Annotated in this window: 18 protein-coding genes; 9 read left to right on the plus strand and 9 right to left on the minus strand. The window is 73.1% G+C overall.

Features of this window, described 5'->3' with window-relative positions:
• Positions 1–366: 366 nt before the first annotated feature.
• Together ACFW1A_RS27080 and ACFW1A_RS27085 are read left to right on the plus strand one after the other, a co-directional pair.
• Positions 367–738 carry a VOC family protein gene (locus ACFW1A_RS27080; protein WP_380412930.1) on the plus strand — a complete coding sequence of 124 codons (372 nt, stop codon included), beginning with the start codon at positions 367–369 and terminating at the stop codon, positions 736–738.
• Between the two features lie 481 nt (positions 739–1,219).
• Positions 1,220–1,939, plus strand: coding sequence for a DinB family protein (locus ACFW1A_RS27085; protein WP_380412933.1), 720 nt, complete (start codon positions 1,220–1,222; stop codon positions 1,937–1,939).
• A 186-nt stretch (positions 1,940–2,125) separates the two neighbouring features.
• Here ACFW1A_RS27085 and ACFW1A_RS27090 read toward each other — a convergent pair whose 3' ends face one another.
• Positions 2,126–3,019 (minus strand): NADP-dependent oxidoreductase, encoded by an 894-nt coding sequence (locus tag ACFW1A_RS27090; RefSeq protein WP_380412935.1) that lies wholly within the window; start codon positions 3,017–3,019, stop codon positions 2,126–2,128.
• A gap of 70 nt (positions 3,020–3,089) precedes the next feature.
• Between ACFW1A_RS27090 and ACFW1A_RS27095 the strand changes: the two genes are divergently transcribed.
• Positions 3,090–3,689: a TetR/AcrR family transcriptional regulator gene (locus ACFW1A_RS27095; protein ID WP_380412937.1), complete on the plus strand. Its 600-nt coding sequence runs from the start codon at positions 3,090–3,092 to the stop codon at positions 3,687–3,689.
• Positions 3,690–3,696: 7 nt separating this feature from the next.
• Here ACFW1A_RS27095 and ACFW1A_RS27100 read toward each other — a convergent pair whose 3' ends face one another.
• Positions 3,697–4,746 (minus strand): NlpC/P60 family protein, encoded by a 1,050-nt coding sequence (locus ACFW1A_RS27100; protein WP_380412939.1) that lies wholly within the window; start codon positions 4,744–4,746, stop codon positions 3,697–3,699.
• A 155-nt stretch (positions 4,747–4,901) separates the two neighbouring features.
• A complete protein-coding gene (locus tag ACFW1A_RS27105; RefSeq protein ID WP_380412941.1) occupies positions 4,902–5,315 on the minus strand; it encodes a hypothetical protein in 414 nt (137 codons plus the stop codon).
• A 489-nt stretch (positions 5,316–5,804) separates the two neighbouring features.
• Between ACFW1A_RS27105 and ACFW1A_RS27110 the strand changes: the two genes are divergently transcribed.
• Complete coding sequence (locus ACFW1A_RS27110; RefSeq protein ID WP_380412943.1) at positions 5,805–7,187, plus strand: TolB family protein; 1,383 nt, start codon at positions 5,805–5,807, stop codon at positions 7,185–7,187.
• 75 nt (positions 7,188–7,262) lie between these two features.
• Here ACFW1A_RS27110 and ACFW1A_RS27115 read toward each other — a convergent pair whose 3' ends face one another.
• From ACFW1A_RS27115 to ACFW1A_RS27125, 3 genes are read right to left on the minus strand one after another with little or no spacing between them, the layout of a single operon-like run.
• Positions 7,263–8,255, minus strand: coding sequence for an alpha/beta hydrolase (locus ACFW1A_RS27115; RefSeq protein WP_380412945.1), 993 nt, complete (start codon positions 8,253–8,255; stop codon positions 7,263–7,265).
• A gap of 34 nt (positions 8,256–8,289) precedes the next feature.
• Positions 8,290–8,685: a hypothetical protein gene (locus ACFW1A_RS27120; RefSeq protein ID WP_380412947.1), complete on the minus strand. Its 396-nt coding sequence runs from the start codon at positions 8,683–8,685 to the stop codon at positions 8,290–8,292.
• Positions 8,686–8,725: 40 nt separating this feature from the next.
• Complete coding sequence (locus tag ACFW1A_RS27125; RefSeq protein WP_380412949.1) at positions 8,726–9,487, minus strand: dienelactone hydrolase family protein; 762 nt, start codon at positions 9,485–9,487, stop codon at positions 8,726–8,728.
• A 375-nt stretch (positions 9,488–9,862) separates the two neighbouring features.
• Between ACFW1A_RS27125 and ACFW1A_RS27130 the strand changes: the two genes are divergently transcribed.
• Positions 9,863–10,735: an MBL fold metallo-hydrolase gene (locus tag ACFW1A_RS27130; RefSeq protein ID WP_380412951.1), complete on the plus strand. Its 873-nt coding sequence runs from the start codon at positions 9,863–9,865 to the stop codon at positions 10,733–10,735.
• Positions 10,736–10,750: 15 nt separating this feature from the next.
• On the opposite strand, the gene ACFW1A_RS27135 is transcribed toward ACFW1A_RS27130, so the two are convergent.
• Positions 10,751–11,233 carry a hypothetical protein gene (locus ACFW1A_RS27135; protein ID WP_380412953.1) on the minus strand — a complete coding sequence of 161 codons (483 nt, stop codon included), beginning with the start codon at positions 11,231–11,233 and terminating at the stop codon, positions 10,751–10,753.
• A gap of 246 nt (positions 11,234–11,479) precedes the next feature.
• Here ACFW1A_RS27135 and ACFW1A_RS27140 point away from each other — a divergent pair, with 246 nt between their 5' ends.
• Positions 11,480–12,259, plus strand: coding sequence for a hypothetical protein (locus tag ACFW1A_RS27140; protein WP_380412955.1), 780 nt, complete (start codon positions 11,480–11,482; stop codon positions 12,257–12,259).
• Between the two features lie 85 nt (positions 12,260–12,344).
• On the opposite strand, the gene ACFW1A_RS27145 is transcribed toward ACFW1A_RS27140, so the two are convergent.
• Together ACFW1A_RS27145 and ACFW1A_RS27150 are read right to left on the minus strand one after the other, a co-directional pair.
• Positions 12,345–12,761: an ester cyclase gene (locus ACFW1A_RS27145; RefSeq protein ID WP_380412958.1), complete on the minus strand. Its 417-nt coding sequence runs from the start codon at positions 12,759–12,761 to the stop codon at positions 12,345–12,347.
• A 172-nt stretch (positions 12,762–12,933) separates the two neighbouring features.
• Positions 12,934–13,290 carry a hypothetical protein gene (locus tag ACFW1A_RS27150; protein ID WP_380412961.1) on the minus strand — a complete coding sequence of 119 codons (357 nt, stop codon included), beginning with the start codon at positions 13,288–13,290 and terminating at the stop codon, positions 12,934–12,936.
• A gap of 105 nt (positions 13,291–13,395) precedes the next feature.
• Here ACFW1A_RS27150 and ACFW1A_RS27155 point away from each other — a divergent pair, with 105 nt between their 5' ends.
• From ACFW1A_RS27155 to ACFW1A_RS27165, 3 genes are all read left to right on the plus strand, one after another.
• Entirely contained in the window at positions 13,396–14,046 is a 651-nt protein-coding gene (locus ACFW1A_RS27155; RefSeq protein WP_380412964.1) for a hypothetical protein, read from the plus strand.
• A gap of 177 nt (positions 14,047–14,223) precedes the next feature.
• Entirely contained in the window at positions 14,224–15,060 is an 837-nt protein-coding gene (locus tag ACFW1A_RS27160; RefSeq protein WP_380412967.1) for an ABC transporter ATP-binding protein, read from the plus strand.
• A complete protein-coding gene (locus ACFW1A_RS27165; RefSeq protein WP_380412970.1) occupies positions 15,057–15,794 on the plus strand; it encodes an ABC transporter permease in 738 nt (245 codons plus the stop codon). Before ACFW1A_RS27160 ends, ACFW1A_RS27165 begins: the two co-directional genes overlap by 4 nt.
• Positions 15,795–15,809: the final 15 nt, after the last annotated feature.

Below are 15,809 nucleotides of genomic sequence, written 5' to 3' on the forward strand. Positions count from 1 at the left end.
GACCCACCGGGGCCGGCTGAGGGCCGGCCCCGGTGGGTCACTGCCGGCCCGCCTTGCCCGGGAGTCGCACCGGTGGTGAAGGACAGCTCGCTGTTCGGAAACGCGAGGCGCTTCAACGGGCGCCGCTTGGCGACCTCCGGACACCGGACAGCCAGACGAGCGAGCAGAGCAGAGCGGGGAGCACGAGTAGCTGGGGAATGGGCCTGAGGGTCACTCAGCAAATCTCCGCATCGCGCCGTCGCGACTCGCCAGTGCTCGCGACAGGGGTGTTGGGCCTGCAGGGATGCGATGACCCCATGGTTCGGCGGGCTTGCCATGATGAGGCAACGAACCTCGATACCGGTGTACCGCTTTAAGGAGTCACGCATGGCCATCGCCACTCTGGGAGTGGTCGTCCTCGACTGCCCCGACCCGCAGGCGCTCGCCGGTTTTTACGCCCGCGTGCTCGGCGGTGAGGTCATCAGCGACGCGGACGGGTCCGCCCTCCGGCAGGGCGACCGGATGGTGCTGGCCTTCCAGTACTCGCCCGGGTACACGGCGCCCGAGTGGCCGCGGGCCGACCGCTCGCAGCAGATCCACCTGGACCTGGAGCTGCCGCTGGAGGAGCTGGACGCCGCGCACGAGCAGGTCGTCGGCTGGGGTGCGAAGCTGCTGGACGACGGCGGCGGCGACCGCAGCTGGCGGGTCTTCGCGGACCCGGCGGGCCACCCGTTCTGCCTCTGCGGCGTGCGGCGCTGACTGAACCGGCAGCGCCGACGGCAGCGCAAGGCCCCCGGTCCGCCGGAACCGGGGGCCTCGTGCTGTCCGCACGAAGGATCAGAAGGTGACGAACCACCAGGCTTCCCGCGGCTGCGCATACGCGACAGTTGATGACCCGAGCTCACCAGTGGAACGCCGCCACGACAGGCCCGGAATACCCGGCCTTTGATGCCCGCCGGCCGGGGTCTCAAGGAGATCGTTCATCCTGAATTTCGCAGGTCGGGAGGGCTGGTGTGGGTTCGGGCTGGGGTGCTCGGGCTGGTTGGGGGCGTGATCGCTGGCGGGTGATTATCCGTCAGCGCTGGACTTCGGCGTTCGGCACGGGGTCCGAAGACGTCTACGAACCGGAGCAAGCCTGGGTGCGGGTCTGAACCTTTGGGCGGGTGGGATTTCGTCGACAGCGAAGTCGAGCAGTTGCGGGGAGGCCGGCTTGTCGGTGCTCGGATCTAGCATGCGGGGCATGACGCGATATGTGGACGAGGATCTGCACGGTGTGGAGTTCCGCGAGTGCGATCTGAGCGGGGCACGCCTGATCGGCGTCGTCATGCAGGATGCCGTGATCGACGGGCTCGTCGCCAACCTCGTGGTCAACGGTGTCGAGGTCAGCGAGTACGTCGAGGCAGAGCTCGACCGGCGTCATCCGGTGCGGGTGCTGATCCGCTCCGGCGACCCTGCCGATCTGCGCGAGGCATCGCGTCAGCTCCATGCCAGCTGGGCCGCCACGATCGAGCGAATCCGCCGTAGGCCCGGCATCGAACGCCGCAGCGTGGACGACGAGTGGTCGGCGGTGCAGACGATGCGCCACCTGATCTTCGTCCACGACTCGTGGTTCCGCCGCTGCTGCCTGGGCTCGACGGGGCTGTTCACGCCGATGGGCATCGGGACGACCGTCGAGCCCTACCGTGGAGCGCACGGGCTTGACCTCTCGCTCGATCCGGCCCTCGAGGAGATCTTGAGCGTGCGTGACGCACAGGCCGCCGAGCTGCAGGCCTGGCTCGAGGAGGTCAGCGCTGCGCAGCTCGAAGCGCGAGCGCCGGTACCCGACGACGATGTCTGGCCACCGTACGCCCGGGGCCGCTTGGTGCGGCAGTGCCTCGCCACGGTGCTCAACGAGACCTTCGAACACCACGGCTTCTGCGTCCGCGACCTCGACCTGATCGAAGCACAGGACGCCGAGTAGGGCCGGCGACGGACTCAGCACCTTTGCGGCTGCGGGCATCACCGACCGTTTGCGCGGCGCCGAGCTGCTGGGCCCCGAGCCGGACGCGGTACGTCTCGAGCATCCGGCGGGCCTGACCCAGATGCCGCCGGCCGCCGGCCGCCGCGCGATCCGGGCTGACCGGTCCCGAGGCCGGCGTCGTCGCTTTCAGACGACCAGGACCCGGCGCCCGCGCGTGTGGCCGGCCTGGCTGTCGATGTGTGCCGCCATGGCGTCGGCGAGCGGGTACGCCCTCTCGACCGGGATGCGGAGCCTTCCCCGCGAGATGAGGTCGACGGCCTCGGCGAGCGCTTCCGGGACGCTTCCGGCCACGCCGGAGAATCGGACACCGCACTCGGGTGCGGTGAGATCGGCGATGGAGATCACCCGCTGCGGATCCCCGGTCAGCTCGACGAGTTCGCGGATCACGCCCGAGCCGGCCAGGTCGAGGGCGGCGTCGACGTCGCCGAGCTGCCGCACCCGCTCGACCCATCCTTCGCCGTACGTCGTGGCGAGGGCGCCCAGGCTGCGCAGGTAGTCCTGGTTCGCGTCTCCGCCCGTGCCGATCACCGAGATGCCGCGGTCGCGGGCGACCTGCAGCACTGCCGATCCGACTCCTCCGGACGCACCGCTGACCAGCAGCGTCTGCCCGGCCCGGACGCCGACCTCGCGGATGATGCGCAGCGCGGTCTCCACCACGGAGGGGTACCCGGCCGCCTCCTCGAAGGTCAGTCCCTCGGGCATCCGGGCCCAGGCCGACAGCACGGCGAACTCGGCATAGGTGCTCGCGCCTTCGCCGAACACGTGGTCGCCGACCTCGATGCCTTCGACGCCCTGACCGACCTCGTCCACCACCCCGGAGGCGTCTTGTCCGACTCCGGAGGGCAACTCGATCGGATGGGCCTTGAGGATCTGGCCTTCGCGGATCCTCCAGTCGACGGGGTTCACGCCTGCCGCCCGCACGGCGATGCGTACCTGACCGGGGCCCGCATGGGGCTCCTCGGCGTCGACGAGGCGCAGGACGTCCGGGCCGCCGAACTCGGCGAAGCTCACTTTCTTCATGCCGCCGACCATAACCCTAACGGTTAGCGTTTAACAACGGTTCCGTCTTCAGATCTGATAGCGTGAGGGCATGACCGTGCCGCCCGGGAGACGCGAACGCAAGAAGGCCGAGACCCGCCAGAAGATCGCCGACACCGCCCTGCGACTCTTCCTGGAACGCGGGTACGACACGGTGGGCATCCGCGACGTGGCCGCCGAAGCCGACGTCGCCGTCACCACGGTCTTCGCCCACTTCGCCTCGAAAGAGGCCCTGGTCTTCGAGCAGGACCAGGACTTCGAGGAACGCCTCTCCCGGGCCGTCACCGGCCGGGCACCGGACGAGCCGCTCATCCCCGCGCTGCACCGCGAGATCCAGGCCCTGGTGCGACACTGCACGGCGGACAGTGCCGCCCCGGTCTGGCGCATGATCGACGCATCACCCGCACTGCGCGAGTACGAGGAGTCGATGAGGCTGCGTCATGCAGAGTCGCTGGCGACGGCCATCGCCGCCGATCCGGACCTGTCACGGACCACAACGGCCTGCCGGACCCTCGCGAGGTTCGTGATCGACGCCTACTCGCTGGCCCGCGACGCGGCCGATCCGCAGACCGCGGTGGACGAGATCTTCCGGATGATCGAGGCCGCCTGGGCCGTCACCGGCCCCTCCGGGAGCTCGACCGGCACGGCCTGACCCCTGGTCAGACCCGCCGGATGGTGGCGATGGGCAGGGCGTCCGCCTGCATGATCCGCACCACGGCGTTCGCGTGCGGCGCGTGCACCACCTCGCCGTTGCCGAGGTACATGCCCACGTGGCCCTCGTAGCCGTCCACGCTGTTGTAGATCACCAGGTCGCCGGGCTGGGCCTGGGCGAGGCCCGGCACCGCCGTGCCCACCGAGGCCTGCTCCTGGGAGGTCCGCGGCAGGGCGATGCCGGCCTGCGCGTAGGACCACTGCATCAGGCCCGAGCAGTCGAACATGTTCGGGCCGGTGGCCGCCCACTTGTAGGGGTCGCCGAGCCGGCTGAGCGCGGCCTGTACGGCGGCGCCCGCCTGGCCGGACGCCTGGGGCAGGGCGGCGAGGGCGGTCCGGCTGCTGTCGCGCGAGGCGACGCCGCCCTCGGCCTGCTGCTGGGCCGCCAGCAGGGCGGCCCGCTGGCTCGCGGTGAGCGAGTCGAGCAGCGCCTGCGACTGGCGGAGCTTGGCCTGCGCCTGGTCCTTGGCGTTGTTCAGCGCCGTCGTGGTGGTGTCCAGTTGGGCGAGGGTGGCCGCGGCGTCCTGCTTCTGCTGCTGCAGCGAGCGCTCGGCCTGCTGCAGCGTCTTCAGCGCCTGGGCCTCGCTGATGCTGGTCTGGTGCTGGATCGCGGCCCGCTCGAGGTAGCCGTCCGGGTCGGAGCCGAGCATCAGCTGCACCGACGGGTCGACCCCGTCCTCCCGGTACTGCTGACCGGCCACCGCGGCCAGGCCCTCCTCCAGCTGGATCACCTGCGCCTGGGTGCGGGCCACTTGGTCCTGGAGCTGGGAGGCCTGCACGCGCAGTCCGTCCGCCTTCTCCTTGGCTCCGTCGTACTGCTCGGCGGCCCGCTCCGCCTGCGCGTTCAGACCGTCGACCTGCGTCTTGACGTCGTCGGTGGTGGGCTGCGGATCGGCCCACGCACCCTGCGCGGTGAGCGCGACCGAGGCGGCGGCAGCGGCGGTGAGCACGACGACCCGGGCCTGGCTCGGCTGCTTCGGACGGCGGTGGGTCGCCACGGCGGCTCCTTCTTCCGGGGGTCGCTCGGCCGAGCCGGTCGGCCGCGACGAACTGTCGGATCTCCGACCGTACGTCGCGGTCGACCGCCCGGACCAGCCCCGCTGTCGAGAACTGCCCTTCAGGGCAATTCTCTTGAGCTCACGTTAGGGTCCGCCTAAAAGTAGAGCTCGTACTCGCTGATCGTGCGCCCCGACTCGGTCTCCCAGAAGTGCGCCTCCCACGTCGAGCCACTGCACACGCCGGAGCGGGTGTCGGTGTAGTTGTGCCCCGGCCAGGCGTGGATGCCCCCGCCGTCGTAGTTCGACGAGATGATGTGCCAGCCGCCGCAGCTGGTCCAGAACTCGTGGTAGATCCGGACGTCCGTGCTGGCGCCGGCATCGTTGATGTGCTGCACGGCGGAGCCGTAGGTGCCGGCGGTGACGCACTCGTTCACCGACCAGCCGTAGCCCATCGCGTAGGGGTAGCAGCCGCTCGGCACCGCCTGGGCCGCGCCGCCCGAGCCGAGCACCAGGCCGGCGGCGAGCAGGGCGGCACTGGCCCCGGTCGCGGCGATCCGCTTGAGTCGCATCGTGTCCTCCTCCGTTCACCTGCCCGCAGGGGGCAGGGGTGGCGTCGTTCGGGAAAGGTGGTGCGGACGGTTCTCCGGTGGTCGCGGGTGCCCTCGCCCGCCCACGGCCGGACCGGGGCTCCCGCCGCACCTCCCAGCGTGCCCGCGGTCGCTGTCGCGTCCGTCGCTTCTCGTTAACGCCCAGACAGGATCTGACTGATCGTCAACTTGGGTACCGGACAGGATATCCGCGCCACCTTCCTGCTGCAGTCCACCTCCGGTACGTCATCGCGACGAGGGCTCCCCCGCCACCGCCCGCACCGCAGTCGGCGCGGTGTCACCCAACGGGCGCAGTGGAGCCGGGACCCGGCGCGGCGGCCGACGACGCCGTGCGGCTGGGTTCACCCCACCCCGGTTGACCGTCGGCGGTGTCCGGGGATTGGCTCTCCCCGGGCCCACCCATGGGGAGCAACGGTGGGTCGGACCATCCACCGGGGAGGACACACCACCATGCACCACAGCTACCGAACGACCCACCACAGCAGGCGACTTGCGCTCGGTGCCGGACTGCTGGCGGCGGTCGCGCTGGTGACCGTCGGCGCCGCGCCCGCCCGGGCCGAGCAGAGCTTCGGCCCGACCGTCCAGCTCGACCTCGGCGCGGGCGGCGTCTCGGCGGACCAGCAGTCGACGAGCCTCGGGATCAGTGGGAACGGCCGCATCGCCCTGTTCAGCTCGTCGGCGACCAACCTGGTGCCGGACGCCGCGCAGGTCGGCTTCGGCCTGTACGTCCGCGACTTGCGCAGCGGGCGCACCGAGTTGGTCAGCCGGGCCGACGACGGCACCCCGCTGACCGCGCTCGACGAGTCGGCCGGGATCAGCGCCGACGGGCGGTTCGTCGTGTTCTCCAGCGGTGCGGCCGGTGTGGCCCCCGGGCAGCCCGCCAACGGAGCGTACAACGTCTACGTCCGCGACCGCGTCGAGGGCCGCACCCGCCTCGTCACCGTCGGCAGCCCCGACCCCACCGGCCAGAACGACATCGGCGCCTACCACCCCGCCCTCAGCGCCGACGGCCGCACCGTCGTCTACGAGTCGGCCCGCACCGACCTGGTGCCGGGCGCCCCCGTCCAGCCGAACGCCCGCAACGTCTACGCCACCGACCGCGTCACCGGACGCACCCGCCTGGTCTCCGTCGGCGTCGACGGACAGGCGGCGGACGGCGATTCGGACAACCCGACGATCAGCGCGGACGGCAGCACCGTCGGCTTCAGTTCCAGAGCGACCAACCTGCTCCCGCCGACGCCGGGTTCGAGCGCCGCCCCCGCCCTCGGCGCACAGCGGTACACCACGCTCTACACCCGCGATCTGCACAGCGGCAGCACTGCCCTGGCCGGCCTCGCCGCCGACGGCACCGCGGGCTCGGCCGCCCCGGTCGTCCGCCTCAGCCCGGACGGCCGCTACGCCGTCTACGCCCTCGGAACGTACCCGCTGCCGGGCGGCAAGGCCCGCACCGAGCTGTTCGTCCATGACCTGCGGACCGGCGAGGTGCGGAGCATCCGCACCTCGACCGACCCCGCAGCGCTCTGCTGGGCGGACACCACCGCGGCGATCAGCGCCGACGACCGTTGGGTCTACTTCTCCGGCGGCTGCTCCACCACCATCGTCCACGCCTGGCAGGCCCGCTTCGACCTGTACCGCCAGGACCTGCGGACCGGTGCCACCGAGGCGCTCAGCCCGGCCGCGGACGGCTCGCTGCAGAGCGGTGCCGCCGCCGTCCCGTACGTGTCGGCGAACGGGCGGACCGTGGTCTTCGCCGACAACAGCACCAACCTGCTCCCCGGCGGCACCACCGACAACAACTGGCACGTCTACGCCCGCACCCGCAGCGACGACTGACCTGGGGTCACCCGTGCCGTGCGTGCCATGATGCGGCTGGTCGGCCCCGCCGTCCCCGGGGCCGACCGGCCGGGTTCACCGTGCCAGGACGCGCCGCAGCCAGGCGGTGCGGGCGGCGTGGGCGTCCCGGCTGACGGCCGCGTGCGGGGCGAGGGTGTCGAAGCCGTGGCAGGCGCCGGGCCACACGTGCAGTTCGGCCTCGCCGCCGGCCCGCCAGATCGCGTCGGCGTACCCGACGGCCTCGTCCCGGAAGGTCTCGGCGGAGCCCACCTCGACGTAGGCGGCGGGGAGTCCGGACAGGTCGGTGGCGCGGGCCGGGGCGGCGTACGGGGACACGTCGGCAGTCCCGTGACGGCTGCCCAGCACGGCCTGCCAGGCGGTGGCGTTGGAGACGCGGTCCCAGGTGTCGTGGCCGGCCATCTGGTGGCTGGAGAAGGTGTCGCCGCGGTCGTCGAGCATCGGGCTCAGCAGCAACTGGCCCGCCGGCACCGGACCGCCGCGGTCGCGGGCCAGCAGCGCCAGCGCCGCGGCGAGCCCGCCGCCGGCGCTCTTGCCCCCGATCACCACGCGCCGCGCGTCCACGCCGAGCTCGCGCGCGTGCTCGGCCGCCCGGACCAGCCCGGCGTAGGCGTCCTCCACCGCCCCGGGGAACCGGGTGCCCGGTGCGAGGCGGTACTCCACGGACAGCACCGCCAGGCCCAGCGGCAGCGCCCACCCGCGCAACAGCCGGGGCAGGACGGACCACGCGTTGCCCGACACCATCCCGCCGCCGTGCAGGTAGTACAGCAACGGTAGCGCCCCGCCCACCCCGGCGGGCCGCGCGCTCACCACCGTGACCTCGCCCGCCCCGTCGGCGCGCGGCACCCGCAGCTCCGCCACCTCGAACCGGCCGCCGTCGCGCAGCTGATCGAGCGTCGGACGGGGCCGGGCCGCGGCGTCGCGCTGCTGCCACGCCGCCAGCCCCTCCGGGGTGAGCACCTCCCGCGCCCGCTCCCCCGCACCGGCCAGCACCGCCCGCAGCTCCGGATCCCACGGAGGCACCCGCCGCCCTGCCGAACCACCCGTCATCGGCCTCCTCCTTCTCCCGCTGCCCGGCCGACCCTCACGCCTCCGGCGCCCGCACCCACGGTGCCAGACGCTCCCCGGCGGCCAGACCCCCTCGCCAGTAACGGAAGACGATCCCGGGCACCACGTCGACCCGACCGGCCGCGATCAGCCCGGCGGCGGGCTCGGGGCCGCCCGCATCGGCTTCGAACGCGACCACCACCGCCGGTGTCTCACCCACCTGCCGCACCACCGAACGGACTTCGTCCGCAGTGGGCTCGCGGAACGTCGGATCCTGGAAGGCCGCCGGGCACACGACGAGGAGCGGGTCGCTGAAGACCAGCTCCAGGCCGTGGTGGTACGTCAGGTCGTCACCCGCGCCGAGGCACAGCCGGCCCGCGTTCCACTCGACGACGTCCCAGTCCCACCACGATCCCTCGGGCAGTCTGATCACGGCTCTGCTCCCCTGCTCCGACGTGCTGCGCGGCCGGCCCTCACCCCGTGGCCAGCGTACGGCCGAGGAGGGCCCGCAATCGGTCCCAGTGCCGCTGCAGCGCAGCCGCGTCGAACGCTCCGGTGTCGGCCATGGTGAATCCGTGGACCGTGCCGGGATACACCTCCGTGGTGTGGTCGACGCCCGCGGCGTCCAGCGCCTCGGTGAGCTCGGCGAGGGCCTTCGGCGACATGTCCCCGCCCTCGGAGAGGGCGAGGTGCACCCGCGCGGTGAGCTGGGGGATCAGGCGGTGCGGGCTGTCGGGGCCGCCGGTGACCAGGAAGCCGGGGTGGAAGCCGGCGAGGGCGGCCACCCGGTCGGGGTGGGCCGCCGCGGCGCGCAGGGCGAAGGCGGCGCCGATGCAGTAGCCGATCACCGCCACCGGGCCGTCGCCGGCGGCCTCGGGTCGGCCGGCGAGGAACTCCAGGAAGGCCTCGGCATCGCGCAGCGCCCGCTCGGCGGTGAGCTCCTCCAGCAGCGGCAGCACCCGGGCGATGACCGCGGGCCGGATCTCCTCGCTGATGTGGGCGGGGAGATCGGCCACCGGGGCCGGCCCGGTCCGGTAGTAGAGGTTGGGCACCAGGACGTAGTGGCCGAGCTCGGCCAGGTGCCGGGCCTTGTCCTGGAGTTCGGGCCGCAGCCCGAAGGCGTCCGGGTACAGCAGGACCCCCGGGTGCCGCCGACCGTCGGCGGGGAAGGCGGCGAACGCGTCGGCGGAGCCGTCGGCGGTGGGAATCGACAGCACGGCAGTGGTGGTGGGCATGGATCCTCCGGTCGTGGTGGACGTGTCGAACGCGTGGTCAACACGACGACGGAGGCGCCCGCGCGCAGGCGCGGGCCGAGCGGCGGACCAGCGGGCCCGCAACGGCCCGCACGGTGCTCAGCGGAGCACCGGGTCACCAATCCGTGTGTGGCGCAAGGCCGTCCCGGTAGTCATCGCCGAACAACATAGCCCACGCACGATCGGTGTGCCACCGCCTCGCTCGCGCCCTCCGGCAGGGGCCCGCGAGAGCAGCACTCCCGCCGAACCACAAGGTCCGACCCCCCTTCCGCTTTCCCGCCGGACCGGGCTACTCCTGGAGTAGCGCGGCCGGTCCGGCCCGCTCCCACACCACACGAATCCCCGGGGGGATCAGCCTTGCCCGACACCTGGTACGTGGACGACCGGTGCACCAACTGCGACGTGGCCCGCCAACTCGCCCCCGGGCTGGTCGAGGAGGTCGGCGGGCGGTCCGAGGTCGTGCGCCAACCGCGCGACGCCACCGACCTGGCGCTGCTGAACGCCGCGGCGTTCGCCTGCCACACCCGGTCGATCCGCCGCACCGACGGCCCGCTCGACAGCGCCGCGGACCCGTTCCCGCTGGCGCTCGACGAGAACGTCCTGCTCTGCGGCCACAATTCGCACCACACCGCCGCCGCCAACTCCTACCTGCTGCGACGCCCCGGCGGCACCCTGATGATGGTCGACACCCCGCGTTGGTCGGACGAACTCGCCTCCCGCTACCAGAGCTTGGGCCCGGTGACCGACGTCCTGCTCACCCACCGCGACCACGCCGCCCACGGCCGCCGGTACGCCGACCGGTTCGGGGCCCGCCTCTGGATCCACGAAGGCGACCTGGCCGCGGCACCCGACGCCGACCGGGTGCTGCGCGGCACCGAATCCGTCGAGGTCGCGGCCGGGGTGGTCGCACACCCCCTGCCCGGCCACACCGAGGGCAGCGTGCTCTACGTCGCCGACGAGCGGTACTGCTTCAGCGGCGACAGCTTCTCCTGGTCGCGCAGCAGGAACGCACTGGCCGTCGCCGAACACGTCACCTGGTACTCGATCGAGGAGTTGGCCGCCTCCCTGGCGCGCACGGCGCCGCTGCTCCGCTTCGCCTGGGTGCTGCCCGGCCACGGCGACCGCCGCCACCTGGCACCCGAGCGGATGGCCGAGCAGCTCACCGCCCTGGTCGCGCACACCGGCCGACTGCGCCCGCAGCCGATCGACTTCACAGCCACCGAGTGGTGAGGACGGCCCGCCGCATCAGGGCGAGACCGCCGGTGGGTTCAGCACGGAGAAGTACACCTCGCTCCGCTGCGGATCGAGGAAGAACCGCCCGTCGTGCAGGTGCTGGGCGGCGTCGAACTCGTCGCTGTGCAGCCACGTGCCGCCCTGCAGTGAGGGGTCCAGGCCCGGCGGGTAGTGGGTGGGGGACGCCCGCTGCCACGTCAGGTGCCCTTGCAGCGCCGTCAGTTGGGCGGTGGTCAACCACGCCACCCCGTCCAGCTCGACGTCGGTCGGACCCGGCACCCGGGGGTCGGCGACGCCCAGCGGGAACACCGTCCAGCGCACCGACCGGACCGGGGCGAGCCAGGGAAAGCGGCCCTCGATCGGCTCCTTGTCGGACCGGAACGCGAACGTGGCGGGCCCACCTGCGGGGCCGTCGGCCGGTGCGGCAGCGCCCGCGGTACTCGGCGACGGGTCGGCGTGCCCGCACCCGCCCACGGCCGACAGGCTCGTGGCCACCAACACTGCCCGGAGCAGCATTCGACGGCTTGTCAGTCCGGCTCCCCGCACCATTCCCCCAGATCCTGGTCGCCACGGCCCGGTCCGAGCGCGATCGATCAGCCTCAGCCTGCCACACTCGCGCAGCCGTTCGGTGGAACGGCTGCCGGGGCGCAGCCGTGTGTGGTGGAGTGGCGTGGCACGGATGGAAGCGAAGGCAAGGGGCGGGTGCTGCGCATGGGACCGGGACACGGTGGGCGAGTTGCAGTGGGGGCCACGGCGCTGACGGCGCTGGTACTGGCCGTGGCGGGGTGCTCCAGCACCGCGGGCACCCGGAGCTCGGCCGGCGCGCCGCCGAGCCCGAGCAGCGCCGCACCGACCACGCCCGCGGCACCGCCCGCGACGGCGTCCGCGCTGCCGCCGGCGCCGGCCACCACCACACCCGCCACCCCGGACCAGGGCGCCCGCACGACCGGCAGCTACCTCAAGACGCTGCTGCCCAGGAGCGCCAACTCCGCCATGCTCGGTCTGGGTCCCGCGCTGCCGCCGGGGTGGACGGCGGGTGCGGAGGCCGAGCGCGACAGCGGGCCCGCCGCCACCGCCGCCGCACCCTCCGTGGTTTCCGCGGACAGCTGCACCTACTTGACGGGCAAGGACCTGGACCTGGCCGGCGGCCTCAGCATCGCCACCGCGACCGAGCCGCTGAACTCCGGCACCAACCCGGTCGGGCTGGCCTTCTACGCCTACGGCCCGGGTGACGCGGCGAAGTCGCTCGACCAGGTCCGCCAGAACACCACCACGAAGTGCGCCTGGTTCAGCGCGCTGTACCCCGAAGGCGCCGCCACCGTGGACGTCTCGGCGACCCCGGTCAGCGGCCTCGGCGACGAGGCACTGCTGATCAAGACCGCGCCCCCGGCGCGCCACGTCAGCAAGGAGAACCTCCTGGTCCGCCGCGGCGACGTGGTGCTGTCCCTCTACGCGGACGACACCGTCACCGTCCCGGACCTGACCCAGGCGGCCGTGGCGCTGACACGCGGAATGGGCTGACGCCGGGCGGGACCGTACGGGTCAGGTGCACCCGGTGTCCCGACGACCCTCGTGGCCAGGAGCGGCCGGCACCGGCCTGGTCCGGTCAGAACGGCGGGATCTGCTCGGGCACGAGGCCGGCCTGGCGGAGCAGGCCGTACAGGTCGGTCTCGCCCCAGAACTCGACGATCCGCCCGTCCCGGAGCCGGTAGGACTTGAGGCCGGTCATGGTGAGGTCCCGGCCGCTGCGGTCGTGGGTGTAGGTGAGGGTGAACGCCACGGTGACCCGATCCCCGGCGGCGCACAGGTCGTCCACCTGCACCCGGCAGTTGGACAGCCCCGGTGTCAGCACCGCTCCCTCGGGGTAGTGCCGGCCCCGGCCGTGCAGGCCCGCACCGTGGACCAGGACGTCCTCGGCGACGAGCTCCTCGAACTCGGCGACCTCCTTCGTCTCGAACACCCGCAGGTAGCGGCGGACGACCTCGGCATTGCGCTGGCCCACGTCTCCGGCTGAATCCGACATGGCAGGACCGTACCCAGCGGCCGATCCGGCCCGCCAGTGCACCTGCCCGGCCGGCCGCGCACGCGGACACAGCGGCGGGCTCGCCCGTCGGGGCCACCGGTGGATCGGACGCCCCGTCAGGACGGCTGAGGCTCTGTCCGGGCCCGGCGCACGGAGAGCGGGCTCAGCGGGCTCAGTGCGAGGGCGTGCTCACGGCGATGAACAGCACCACCACGCCCAGCACCATGCTCACGGCCGCCAGCACCCAGCGGAAGGCGCGCCACCGCCGCCGGTGCGGCAGCAGCCAACCGACCAGGCAGACGAGCGCGGCGGCACCCAGGAGGGCGTTCACCGTGACCTGGGTGCCGTGGCCCGGCCCCATGCAGCTGCCGGTGCCGTCGTCGCAGCCTTCGTCGCCGAACTTCGCGAGCGCGGCGAACGCGTTCAGCATCCCGAATCCGGCCAGCCACACGGGCAGCAGGAGTGTGCTGACCAGCCCCGGCACCCACCATCTCTCGTCCCGGGCAGCCGTCACCTGTGGCTCCGTCATGGTTCCCCCTTTCGTTCGGAGCCTATCGCCCGTCTTCGCCCCCTTGATCGACTGCCCCGGGGAACGGGGTGGACAACAGGACCGCAACGGCGCATCGTGGTCGGCATGCTGACGCTGCGGAACATCCCCCGTAGGCTCCGCCGTCGAGCCCCGCTCGCCGGGGCGGAACACACCAGCGTGCTCGACCTGTTCAACGCCGCCGTGCGGCGTCCGGAGTCGCACGGCGGGCTGGCGCGCCTGCCGCTCCTCCTCGATGCCCTCGCCGAGGACGAGGCCCGGCCCGACGGCACGCACTGGATCCCGGACGACAACTCGCGTCTGACCATGACGACATTGCTGCGCGACTGCTATCCCGAGCCGGAGATCCACGTGGTGGCCGCGGAGTACGGCGCCGCGGCTCACGCGCGCGGCTGGCTCCGCCTCGACCGAACGCTGCGGACCCGCGAGTACACCAACCTCGTCATGACAGCCGAGGACTGGGCGGAGAGCGACCGCACCTTCGACGACGTCCTGCAGGCCTACGGTCGGCCCTCCGTGGTCTTCGGTGACCCGGACCCGAGGTGGCCCAAGACCCTCGGCTACGCCTGCGGCGATCGGGCAGCGGAGCTCGCGGTCTTCCACTTCGGCGAGGCGGGAGACGCCCGGTCAGCGCGCCTGCTCGCGCTCCGTGGTGGTGTGGGCCGCTACGGGGAGTCGATGGGCTTCACCCCGTTCGGCCACGTCTTCGTGGACGAGCGCAAGAAGCGCGACCACTGACCGCCTGCCACCGGTTCCTCGCCGGTCCGCGGTGGGGGACCACCGGCCCCCCGGCCCGGGCCGAGCGGATCTGGCGCCTGCCGCGCACGGCTGATTGGCTCTCGGCCCGGGTACACCACGAGGACCCGGCGCGCACCGGCCGGTGCGTGGACAGGGCGAGAGGCAGGGATGCGCGACATGCCATCGACAGGAGCCGCCGCCGTGGCGATCCGCGGACTGCGGGTGGCCCGGGGCGGCCGGGACGTGCTGCACGATCTGGACCTGGACATCGCCCGGGGCTCGGTCACCGGGCTGCTCGGGCCGAGCGGCTGCGGCAAGACCACCCTGCTGCGCGCGATCGTGGGCGTCCAGCGGATCGGGGCCGGTGAGGTCCGCGTGCTCGGCCGGCCCGCCGGCAGCCCGCAGCTGCGCGACCGGGTCGGCTACCTGACCCAGTCCCCGTCCGTGTACGCGGACCTGAGCGTGCTGGAGAACCTGCGCTACTTCGCCGCGGTGCTCGGCGCGCCGCGCACGGATCCGGCCCGGGTGATCGCCCGGGTGGGGTTGACCGGCCGCGAGCGCGACCGGGTGGCGCGCCTGTCCGGCGGCCAGCGCGCCCGGGTCTCACTCGCCGCGGCGCTGCTCGGCGCCCCGGAGCTGCTGGTCCTGGACGAACCCACCGTCGGCCTCGACCCCGTGCTGCGCCAGGAGCTGTGGCAGCTGTTCCACCGTCTGGCCGCCGACGGGGCCACCCTGCTGGTGTCCAGTCACGTGATGGACGAGGCGGCCCGCTGCACCCGCCTGCTGCTGATGCGCGACGGGCGGCTGCTGGCCGACGACTCCCCCGCCGGACTGCTGGCCGCCACCGGCGCGCCGGACGTCGACTCGGCCTTCCTGCGGCTCGTCGCCGGCCGGGACTCGACCGACCCCTCCACCACCGTCCCCGGCGCCACCGCGCCCGACACCACCGCGCCCGACACCACCGCGCCCGACACCACCGCGCCCGACACCACCGGGACCGGAGGGCGCAGATGACCCTGCGACGCACCCTCGCGACGGCCCGCCGGGTGCTGGCCCAGCTGCGCCACGACCCGCGCACCGTTGCACTGATGCTGGTGGTTCCCTGCGTGCTGATCGTGCTGCTCAAGTACGTCTTCGACGGCCGGCCGCAGGTCTTCGACCACGTCGGCGCGCCGATGCTCGGTGCCTTCCCCCTCACTGTCATGTTCCTCGTCACCGCGGTCGCCACGCTGCGCGAGCGGACCAGCGGCACGCTGGAGCGGCTGCTCACCATGCCGTTGGGCCGCCTCGACCTGCTGCTCGGTTACGGGCTGGCCTTCGGCCTGGTCGCGCTGGTCCAGGCCGCGCTCGCCGTCGGCCTGACCGTCGGGGTGCTCGGGCTGCACACCGCGGGTCCGCACTGGGGGCTGCTGGCCGTCGCGGTGTCGGACGGGCTGCTCGGGACCGCGCTGGGCCTGTTCGTCTCGGCCTTCGCCGCCACCGAGTTCCAGGCCGTCCAGTTCATGCCGGCCTTCCTGCTGCCCCAACTGCTGCTGTGCGGGCTGTTCGCACCCCGGGCCGGCATGGCCCCGGCGCTGCGCGGGCTCTCCGACGTCCTGCCGCTCTCCTACGCGGTGGACGCGATGAACCGGCTCAGTACCCGTCCGGGCTTCGGCAGCGCGACCGCCGTGGACCTGCTGGTCCTGCTCGGCAGCGCGGCGCTGGCGCTGGCCCTGGGCGCGGCCACGCTGCGCCGCCGGACGGCGTGAGCCCGGTCGGGGTGC

It is taken from the genome of Kitasatospora sp. NPDC058965, from assembly GCF_042741245.1.
Classification (GTDB): domain Bacteria; phylum Actinomycetota; class Actinomycetes; order Streptomycetales; family Streptomycetaceae; genus Kitasatospora.

Excerpts from the sequence above, each read along its gene's own strand:
- ACFW1A_RS27080 (WP_380412930.1), top strand. The coding sequence starts at position 367 with ATGGCCATCGCCACTCTGGGAGTGGTCGTCCTCGACTGCCCCGACCCG.
- ACFW1A_RS27085 (WP_380412933.1), top strand. The coding sequence starts at position 1,220 with ATGACGCGATATGTGGACGAGGATCTGCACGGTGTGGAGTTCCGCGAG.
- ACFW1A_RS27090 (WP_380412935.1), bottom strand. The coding sequence starts at position 3,019 with ATGAAGAAAGTGAGCTTCGCCGAGTTCGGCGGCCCGGACGTCCTGCGC.
- ACFW1A_RS27095 (WP_380412937.1), top strand. The coding sequence starts at position 3,090 with ATGACCGTGCCGCCCGGGAGACGCGAACGCAAGAAGGCCGAGACCCGC.
- ACFW1A_RS27105 (WP_380412941.1), bottom strand. The coding sequence starts at position 5,315 with ATGCGACTCAAGCGGATCGCCGCGACCGGGGCCAGTGCCGCCCTGCTC.
- ACFW1A_RS27110 (WP_380412943.1), top strand. The coding sequence starts at position 5,805 with ATGCACCACAGCTACCGAACGACCCACCACAGCAGGCGACTTGCGCTC.
- ACFW1A_RS27115 (WP_380412945.1), bottom strand. The coding sequence starts at position 8,255 with ATGACGGGTGGTTCGGCAGGGCGGCGGGTGCCTCCGTGGGATCCGGAG.
- ACFW1A_RS27125 (WP_380412949.1), bottom strand. The coding sequence starts at position 9,487 with ATGCCCACCACCACTGCCGTGCTGTCGATTCCCACCGCCGACGGCTCC.
- ACFW1A_RS27145 (WP_380412958.1), bottom strand. The coding sequence starts at position 12,761 with ATGTCGGATTCAGCCGGAGACGTGGGCCAGCGCAATGCCGAGGTCGTC.
- ACFW1A_RS27150 (WP_380412961.1), bottom strand. The coding sequence starts at position 13,290 with ATGACGGAGCCACAGGTGACGGCTGCCCGGGACGAGAGATGGTGGGTG.
- ACFW1A_RS27155 (WP_380412964.1), top strand. The coding sequence starts at position 13,396 with ATGCTGACGCTGCGGAACATCCCCCGTAGGCTCCGCCGTCGAGCCCCG.
- ACFW1A_RS27160 (WP_380412967.1), top strand. The coding sequence starts at position 14,224 with ATGCCATCGACAGGAGCCGCCGCCGTGGCGATCCGCGGACTGCGGGTG.
- ACFW1A_RS27165 (WP_380412970.1), top strand. The coding sequence starts at position 15,057 with ATGACCCTGCGACGCACCCTCGCGACGGCCCGCCGGGTGCTGGCCCAG.